This window comes from Streptomyces albicerus, assembly GCF_008905045.1.
GTDB classification, from domain to species: domain Bacteria; phylum Actinomycetota; class Actinomycetes; order Streptomycetales; family Streptomycetaceae; genus Streptomyces; species Streptomyces albicerus.
Map to the genome: position 1 here is coordinate 160,914 of NZ_VWMY01000020.1, position 6,212 is coordinate 167,125.

A 6,212-nucleotide genomic window follows, 5' to 3' on the forward strand; every position below is an offset into this window, starting at 1 on the left:
TCTGTCCGTCTGTTCGCCTGGCCGTCGTCGTGGGGCGGGGCCGTGCCGGTACGTCGAGTCCGCCACCACTGGGTATCCGGCTGTGGTTTTGGAAGGTGACGTTTCCTGGAGGAGCTCTACGTGGCGGACTGCGACGTACCGGCACGGCCCCTCCCGTGGGTGGGCGGCTGCCCGTCGTCGTGGCTTGGCGTGGGTGGCTGCGTGTCGTGGTGGCTTGGTGTGGGTGGCTCTCCGCCGACGTGGTACCGGCGTGCGTGGGCGGCTGCGGGCTTGGTCAGGTGGTTGGCAGGGCTCTGAGGGCTCGGCTGGCTACCTCTCGGCCGATGGGGAGGGAAGCTGTGGCCGCGGGGGACGGGGCGTTCAGTACGTGGACCGTGTGGGGGCCCTCCTGGATCAGGAAGTCGTCCAGGAGGGTGCCGTCGCGGAGTACTGCCTGGGCGCGGACGCCTGCGGCTGCCGGGATCAGGTCGTCGGGGGTGACTGAGGGCAGTAGGCGGCGGACCGCGTTCGTGAAGGCCGGCTTCGAGAGTGAGCGGAGCAGTTCGCCGCCGCCGTAGCGCCAGTGGCGGCGGGCTATGCGCCAGGAACCGGGCCAGGTGAGGGTCGCGCCCAGTTCTCGGGGGCGTACGGTCCGCCAGTCGTAGCCCTCGCGGGCCAGCGCCGGTACCGCGTTCGGCCCGATGTGGACGGCTCCGTCGATGCCTCGGGTGAGGTGGACGCCGAGGAAGGGGAAGGCGGGGTCGGGGACGGGATAGACGAGACCGTGGACCAGGTCGGGGCGGGCCAGTGTGTAGTACTCGCCGCGGAAGGGCACGATCCGCATCCTGGGCTCGTCCCCGGTGAGGCGCGCGATTTCGTCGCAGTGGAGGCCGGCGCAGTTGACCAGCGCTCGTGCGCGGATGATCGTTCCGTCGGCCGTGCGGACGGCGACCCCGATGCCGGGGCGGCGGTCGATGTACGTGACCTTCGCGCCGTATCGGATTTCCGCTCCGGACGCGTCCGCGAGCTGTCGGGCCACGCCCACGAAGTCGCACACGCCTGTGGTGGCGACATGGATTGCGGCGAGGCCCCGCACCTGAGGCTCGTACTCCTCGATCTGGGCCGCGCCCAGCTCCCGTACCGGAATGCCGTTCTCCCTGCCTCGCTGGACCAGGGCGTGCAGACGGGGCAGCTCGTCGCGCTCCGTGGCGACGATCAGTTTGCCGGTGACGGCGTGCGCGATGCCGTATTCGGTGCAGAACTTGACCATCTCGGCAGCGCCCCGCACCGCGTAGCGGGCCTTGAGGGAGTCGGGACGGTAGTAGATGCCGCTGTGGATGACGCCGCTGTTGCGGCCCGTCTGGTGACGGGCCGGGCCCGGTTCCTTCTCCAGCACCGTCACGCGCGTGCCCGGCGCGGCACGTGTGATCGCATACGCCGTCGACAGACCGACGATCCCGCCGCCGATCACGAGTACGTCACAGTCGTAAGCGATCGCCCGCATCATCTGCCTGTCCCACCTCCCGCCTCCGATCCCCACCTCCGATAGTGCACTGCGCCACTGACAACCCACTCAAACCAACGAAATACCGGGGCTGACGGTCTCCGGTCACATTCATGGTGCCGGTGACAGGGGCCGGGCCCCGTCAGGGGAGCGGGGAACTGCGTGACCAGCCACACACAACCGGTAGTCACAGGATCACAGCACCACGCAGACGCTCGGGGCCTTTCTACTAGGCCGGTGCCATGAGCAACGGCCTGGCCCGCTCTCGGAGCTCGACGACCCGCGGCTCGTCGCCGTACGGCTCCAAGCGGTGCAGAAGATCCTTCACGTACTCGGTGGTGCGGGCGGACGAGATGCGCCCAGCCACCTCCACCGCCCGTACCCCCTGCTCGCACGCCGCGTCGAGGTTGCCCGACTCGAGCTCGGCGACCGCCGACACGACGAGCCTGAGGCCGTGTGAGCGTACGAACTCCTCCGTCGGCCGCGACAGGGCCTGCTCCGTGAAGCGGCGGACCTGGCGCGGAGCCTTGAGGTCGCGGTAGCACTCCGCGGCGTCGGCCGCGAAACGGTCGTAGCCGTAGAAGCCGAGCCAGGACGGGTCCTGGTCGCCGTCGCGGGCCCGCTCCAGCCAGCCCTCGGCCGCCTTCAGGGCTCCGCCGGCCGCCGGGGCGTCACCCGCGCGCGCGTGGGCACGTGCTTCGACGAGGCGGAAGAAGCTCATCGTGCGGGCGGTGGCCAGGCCGCGGTTGCGCTCCAGGGCGGCCTGCGCGAGGTCGACGCCCTCGTCGCCGAAGCCGCGGTAGGTCGCCTGGAGGGACATGGAGGCGAGGACGTAGCCCCCGAGGGGGACGTCGGCCGCGGCGCGGGCCAGGCGCAGGGCCTGGATGTAGTAGCGCTGGGCTGCTTCCTGCTGGCCCGTGTCGAAGGCCATCCAGCCCGCGAGGCGGGTGAGTTCGGCGCTCGCTCCGAAAAGGGCCCGGCCGACCTCGTCCGAGTACGAGCCCAGCAGCAGGGGTGCCGCCTCGACCCGTAAGCACTCGGGCACCATGGATGAACGCCAGTCGCCGCCCCCGTACTTGGAGTCCCAGCGCCTGGCGTCCTCGGCGGCCTCCCGCAGCTTCTGGACGTCGCTGTGGCCGACTTTCAGCGGTGCCCCGGAGCCCTCCAGCGGGCTCGCGTCGCGTGCCACCGAGCTGTCGGCCGGGGTTATCAGCCACCGGGACGCGGGAGTTGCGTATGCGCTCACTGCGAACGATCCGGCGAGTGACTGCCAGATGCCGCCGGAGCCGGCGCGGCGCCCGGCGAGGTCGAGCCGGTACAGGTCTGTCGCCGACCGCACGGCCTGTCCTACGTCACGGGGGAAGGCGAGGCCCACCTCCGGTGCGGGATCCGCATCCGCCAGACCGATCTCGTGGAGCGGCACGGGGCGGCCGAGCTTCTGGCCGATGGCCGCGGCGATGAGGTGCGGGGCAGCACCCTGCGGCACCATGCCCTTCGACACCCAGCGCGCCACCGACGTCTTGTCGTAGCGAAGAGTCAACCCGCGTTGAGCGCCAAGATCGTTGACGCGACGCGCGAGTCCTGCGTTGCTGATTCCCGCGAGGGCGAGAACGGCGCCGAGTTTTTCGTTCGGCCCGCGTTGCTCCCTGGACATGCGCCACCCCTCGACACAGACGGCTGCCGCGCGGGTGTAACCACGCGGCATTCGTGCTGCGTCTTCCCGGGCGCCAACCCCTGCAACCCCACCCGCAAAAGCACGTGGCCGAGCCCTCAGGAATATGCCTCCCGCGAAAACACAGGCAAACACAGGGTAGTTCGCCGCATCCCATGCGTTAAGAGGCATTGTTCCGGATGGCGGGATTGTGGTCCGCGGGCAAGCACGGAGCGTCGCGCCGTGCTCCCGCTGTGTGGCCGTGCGCCCGTCCGTGCGCTCTTCTCCAGCCACCGGGGGAGCGCTTCCATGGATCGTGCGTGGGTCGGCCCGCTGTACTGGATCCAGTGGGCTGGGGGACACCGCCGCCTACATCCCCGCGGGCGGCGGACCGGTCCGGGAGGCGAACTCCGCCTCCCGGACTGTGCGTTGCCCAGTGCCTGTACGGAGCGTGTGCACGCCCGCCCGTCCATCCCTGATTTGGCTGAATTTCGCCCATGCTCTCAGAGGTCAATTACCCCTCCCACCATGGCACTTGAGGGCGCGTTGGGTGTTTTGGGGGAGCGTAGCGGGGGCGCATTCACGTCGTAGCCATTGGGTAAATTCTTTGCGATCGCCGTTTCTCGCGCGTGCGTTCGCTTCTTCGCGGGCATCTCCCCTGGGGCGCACTCAGGGGAGCGCAAGCAACCCCACCGGCTCTCCGGCGCGCTTTCTTCGTGGCAGCATGGTGACCGTTCGTACGGTGCACTGGTTGTCCACAGCCTGTGGAGGCGGCGATGCGATGGTTGGTGGGATGGAGCAGCACCGTCGCTCGTGCGCCTGAGATCGGTTCGGCGGGAGCGACCGGCAGCGACGGCGAGACGGTGCACCCGGTGGGGTCCCAACTCCTGTGGGGCGACCCCGATCCGCTCTGGGCGGTCGGCGACTGGCGCCCCGACGAGGTGCGCATCGTCAAGGCCGACGACCAGAACCGCATCGCGGTGCTCGGCACCTGCGGCGCCTCCGACGAGGAACTGCGCGTGGGCCTGTTCGCCGCGCGCGGCGGGGCACTTCGGCATCTGACGGCCTGGTCCGGCAGCTACACGGCCGTCGTCCAGGTGGGCCGCCGGGTCATGGTCTGCGGCGATCTCGCGGGCGCCCGGCCGGTGTTCTACACGCCCTGGGCGGACGGCACGGCGTATGCGACCGCGGCCCTCCCCCTCGCCGACCTCATCGAGGCCAACCTCGACTTCGGACACCTGGCGGCCCTGCTCGCGGCTCCCGACGTACCGGCCGCGCTCCACGACTCGACCCCTTATGAGGGCGTACGGCGCATTCCGCCCGGGCACGCGCTGATCCTGCGCGCGGGCGCACGTGAGATCGCCGGGTACGAGCCGGTGGCCTCCCTCGCCGTCGCGGCGCCGACCGCCGACGCCGACAGCGCCGTGGACGCCGTACGCGACGCCCTGGTCGAGGCCGTACGCGCACGACTCGCCGCCCCCAGGCACGTACCCGGCGCGGACATCGACCCCGGCCCCGTCCCCGGCATGGGCCCCGCCGAGCGGCGCGCTGCGCGCGGCATGCCCGTCCCCGGCATCGGAGCCGACCTCTCCGGAGGACCCGCTTCGGGCACGCTCGCCCTCCTCGCCGCCGGCCTGCCCGGCGCACCGGGCACCGTCCTGGGACACGGCACGGGGGCCGGCGAACGTCTCCTCGCGGTCACTTTCAACGACCTCGCGGTGAAGGGGCGGGAGGCGGAACTGGAGCGGGCGGGGACGCTGGCAGCGAACCCGCGCCTGCACCACGTAGTGGTGGCGGGAGGCGAAGAGGTCCTCCCTTACGCCGAGTTGGAGGGCCCGCTGACGGACGAGCCCGGCCCGTCCCTGGTGACGGCGGCCCGCCACCGCGCACGCCTCGCCTCCGGCAGCGCGGACCACTTCACCGGATACGGCGCCCGGCAGGTCCTGGACGCACACCCGGCCCGCCTCGCCGACCTGCTGATGGACCGCAAACGACGTCATCTGGTGCGCCCGGTCGCGGCGCTGGCGAAGGCCGACGGTTCTGTCATGGTCCCCGCGCGCGTGTACGGCGCGGCGCGCAAGCTGGCCCGTACGCAGTACCTGGTCGGCATCCAGGGGCTCGCCGACCGTCTGCTGCACAAGCGGTTCGACGAGCCGGGAGGTGCCGTGGGGGCGTCGCTCGCCGCGCTCACGTGGGCCAGACCGGGGCCCGCCGCGCGCTGGCTGACGGGTGAGGCCCTCGCTGAAGTATCGGTTCGCCTGACGGGAGCGACGACCCGGGCGAGTGTCGGCCCCGGCCAACGCCCGGGCGACTTCCGCGCGCGCTCCGCCCTCGCTCGACACGCCGCCGACCTCCGCGTCCTGGAACAGGCGGCCGAGGTCCGCTTCCAGCGCCTGCACGCCCCCTTCCTCGACAACCAGGTCGTACGTGCCTGCCGCACCCTCCCCGAGGCGTTGCGCGTCCAGCCCGGCGCGCGGGCCGCGATCCTCCGTACGGTTCTGGAGGGCGCCGGCGTCGCCGACCTCCCGCCCGGCTGGGGCGCCCCCTCCCACGCCTCCTCGGCGGCCGCCGCCCGCACGGGCCTCCGCGTCGCCGTGGACGACCTGATCGCCCTCTTCGACACGCCCCTCCTCGCCCAGGCGGGCCTGGTCGAGGCCCGAGTCGTCCGCAAGGCCCTCCGGGCGGCGGCCGACGGGGAGCCCCTGCCCCTGGAAGGCCTCGCCGACTTGGTGTCCCTCGAACTGTGGCTCCGCCGGTTGCTGGACCGCCGCGGGACGTGCTGGACGGGAACGCCTGCGAGGCAGCGGGCGGTTCCGGCGGGGATTCGGCCGCAGCGGGGGGCGTTGGGGGCGGGAGCTCCGAGGGGGTAGGGAGTCGTTTTCGCCCCCGCCGCCCCTACCCGTCCCATCCTCCTGGGGCTCCGCCTCAGACCCCGTTCTCGGGGGCGCCGCCCCGAACCTCCGCTCCTCAAACGCCGGAGGGGGCTGATTTTCAGCCCGTCCGGCGTTTGAGGACGAGGCCGCCAGGCCGATAGCGGGGGTCTGGGGGCGCAGCCCCCAGGGATGGGACGGGTAGGGG

At 71.9% G+C, this 6,212-nt stretch carries 3 protein-coding genes; 1 reads left to right on the forward strand and 2 read right to left on the reverse strand.

The window, feature by feature from the left end; translation table 11 throughout:
• Window positions 1-274: 274 nt before the first annotated feature.
• Together lhgO and GAS53_RS19935 are read right to left on the reverse strand one after the other, a co-directional pair.
• Window positions 275-1,486 carry an L-2-hydroxyglutarate oxidase gene (lhgO, locus tag GAS53_RS19930; RefSeq protein WP_151478974.1) on the reverse strand — a complete coding sequence of 404 codons (1,212 nt, stop codon included), beginning with the start codon at window positions 1,484-1,486 and terminating at the stop codon, window positions 275-277.
• Window positions 1,487-1,712: 226 nt separating this feature from the next.
• Window positions 1,713-3,137: an MFS transporter gene (locus GAS53_RS19935; protein ID WP_151478975.1), complete on the reverse strand. Its 1,425-nt coding sequence runs from the start codon at window positions 3,135-3,137 to the stop codon at window positions 1,713-1,715.
• Window positions 3,138-3,910: 773 nt separating this feature from the next.
• On the opposite strand from GAS53_RS19935, the gene GAS53_RS19940 reads away from it, so the two are divergent.
• Window positions 3,911-6,004, forward strand: a complete 2,094-nt coding sequence (locus GAS53_RS19940; protein WP_151478976.1) for an asparagine synthase-related protein — start codon at window positions 3,911-3,913, stop codon at window positions 6,002-6,004.
• The last annotated feature ends 208 nt before the right edge of the window (window positions 6,005-6,212 follow it).